Here is a 2,623-nt window from a genome sequence, read left to right on the forward strand (position 1 = left end):
GAGCGTCTCAGTCGACCAGGTGCAGGACCGCCCGTTCCACCGCGCCCCGTGTGGCCGGGTGTCCGAAGCCGGCCGCGCACCACATGGTCGGAGCCGATCAGCGGCCCGGTGTGGACGGCACGCCCGGGCACCGCCTTGACCAGCGCCTTCACCAGGAGCTCGGTGCCGGCGCAGAGGGTCGTGCCGTCGGGGCCGCGGGTCTCGTCGGCGACGATCAGATCCCCCGGGTGCATGCCCGGGGCGAGGCCCGCGCAGAAGCCGGAGGCGATCACCGCGGCGTCCCGCCAGGACTCCTCGCCGAGCACCCGGGACACGGCCCGACGGGCCCGGTCCGGCCCCATGCCGGTGCGCAGCACGGTCACCGGGCCGGATGCGCCGCCCCGCTCCCCGCTGCGCAGGGCGAACTGCTCGATGCCGAGCGCGCAGGCGATCAGCAGCGGCGGGCCGGCGCCCGGGCCGGGCTCGCGGCCCATCAGTCCGCCTTGCGCGGCGAGGGATCCCCGTACACATAGCGCCCCAGCGCCGTGAGCGGGAACACCTGCCGGTAGAGGTGGTAGTTGATGGAGAAGTCCCAGGGGAAACCGGTGCCGGTGAAGTACGGCTCGTCCCAGGAGCCGTCCTCGCGCTGGGTCTCGGCCAGCCAGGCGACGCCCCGGCGGACGGACTCGGAGTCGCGCTCGCCGGCGGCGAGGAGGGCGATCAGCGCCCAGGCCGTCTGGGAGGCCGTGGAGGGGCCGCGCCCGACCCATTCCTCCTCCTTGTACGAGCGGAGGTCCTCGCCCCAGCCGCCGTCGTCGTTCTGCACGGACCCGAGCCAGGCGACGGCCCGGCGGATCGCCGGGTGGGAGCCCGGCAGTCCGGCGGCGGCGAGCGCGGGGAGCACCGAGCCCGTGCCGTACACGTGGTTGACGCCCCAGCGGCCGAACCAGGCGCCGTTGGGCTCCTGTTCGGCGAGCAGCCACTCGATGCCCCGGCGGGCGCGCGGGTCCTCGGTCATTCCCTCGTACGCGAGCATCTCCACCACGTGGGCGGTGACGTCGGCGGAGGGCGGGTCGATGACCTCGCCGAAGTCGCAGAACGGCAGCTTGTTGGGGAAGGCGCTGGTGTTGTCGGCGTCGAAGGCTCCCCAGGCGCCGCCCCGCGACTGCATGCCGAGCGTCCAGCGGGCTCCCCGGGTGATGGCCGCCTCCACCCGGGCGGGGTCGGGGTGCTCGACCCGGCGCAGGGCGAGCAGGACCTCGGCGGTGTCGTCGATGTCGGGGTAGTTGTCGTTGTGGAACTCGAACGCCCAGCCGCCCGGCGGGAGTCCGGGCCGTCGCACCGCCCAGTCGCCGGTCCGGGTGATCTCCTCGTCGAGCATCCAGTCCACGGCCTTCACGAGCGCCGGGTGGTCGGGGCGGAGTCCCGCGTCGGCGAGGGCGATGGTGGCGAGGCAGGTGTCCCAGACGGGCGACTGGCAGGCCTCGATCATCCGCGAACCGTCCTCGCGCCAGACGGCGAACCGGTCGAGGGACTCCAGGCCGGCCCGCATGACCGGGTGCCCGAGGTCGTAGCCGAGGAGGTGGAGGGCGATGATCGAGTAGACGGCGGGTGGCTGGATGCCGCCCCAGCAGCCGTCGTTCTCCTGGCGCTCGACGATCCACCGGGCGGCGACGTTCATGGCTGTCCCGCGCAGTCCGCGCGGGGCGAAGCGGTGGTAGACGTGCAGTGCCTTGTCGAGCCGCTGGAAGATCCCGTCCCAGCCGGTGGCCGGGGCGAGCGGCCGGGGCGGGTTCGGCCGCGCGGGGTCGGTGTGCAGCTCGTCCAGGGGGAAGGGCGCGGGCCGGACCGGGCGCTTCGCGGAGACCACGGTGAGCGGCACGATCGTCTGCCGGGCCCAGCAGCCGAAGTCGTAGATGTTGAGCGGGAACCACTTCGGCAGGAAGAGCAGCTCCGGCGGCAGCTCGGGCAGGTCCTCCCAGCGCCACCAGCCGAAGAGGGCCAGCCAGATCCGGGTGAAGACCCGGGCGGCGGCGATCCCGCCCCGGGCCCGGACCCAGGCGGAGGCGCGGGCCATGTGCGGGGCCTCGGGCGGGTCTCCGGCGAGCCTCAGGGCCACATAGGCCTCGACGGTGGCGGAGAGCTCGCCGGGTCCGCCGTAGAAGGTGGCCCAGGCGCCGTCCTCGCCCTGTCCGCGGCGGATGTGGAGGGCGGCGGCGCGGGTGGTGTCGGCGTCGAGGACGCCCAGGAACTGGCGGAGGAGCAGGTCCTCGGCGTCCATGGTGACGTTGGTCTCCAGGTCGCCCTTCCACCAGCCGGCCGGGTCCTGCCGGGCGAGCAGGTGCTCGACGGCCCGTTCGACGGCCCGCGCGGCGGCGCCGTCGAGGCCGGACGCGAGGGCGTCGGCGTCGTTCGTCCTGCTGGCCGCGGCTGCCCGGGGGCCCACGGCCCCGGCGCTTCCGTCGGTCGTCGCTGTCATGGCTTCCCCTTCGTGCAGTCGGTTCCTTCTGCTCCTGCGGGTCTGCCGTCGGCCGGCGCCGGGTGGCGCCGCCCCGTCGCCCCGCACACCAATAAAATGATTCGGGGGAGATTACCCGAGATAAAAACACACACGCGAAGTATTTCAAAAAATAACGAACACCCC

The 2,623-nt window shown here is 73.7% G+C and carries 1 protein-coding gene and 1 pseudogene; both read right to left on the reverse strand.

Features of this window, described 5'->3' with window-relative positions:
* Positions 1 to 473, reverse strand: a pseudogene (locus ABZ318_RS39430) (hypothetical protein); the annotation flags it as partial.
* The gene (shc, locus tag ABZ318_RS39435) at positions 473 to 2,458 is read right to left on the reverse strand and encodes a squalene--hopene cyclase (RefSeq protein ID WP_356907226.1); all 1,986 of its coding nucleotides are present in this window, start codon (positions 2,456 to 2,458) and stop codon (positions 473 to 475) included. The pseudogene ABZ318_RS39430 and the gene shc, both read right to left, overlap by 1 nt.
* Positions 2,459 to 2,623: the final 165 nt, after the last annotated feature.

It is taken from the genome of Streptomyces sp. NPDC006197 (assembly GCF_040613865.1).
Classification (GTDB): Bacteria; Actinomycetota; Actinomycetes; order Streptomycetales; family Streptomycetaceae; genus Streptomyces.

Bases quoted from the DNA above. Each gene is read 5' to 3' on its own strand.
- shc (WP_356907226.1), bottom strand. From the start codon at position 2,458: ATGACAGCGACGACCGACGGAAGCGCCGGGGCCGTGGGCCCCCGGGCA.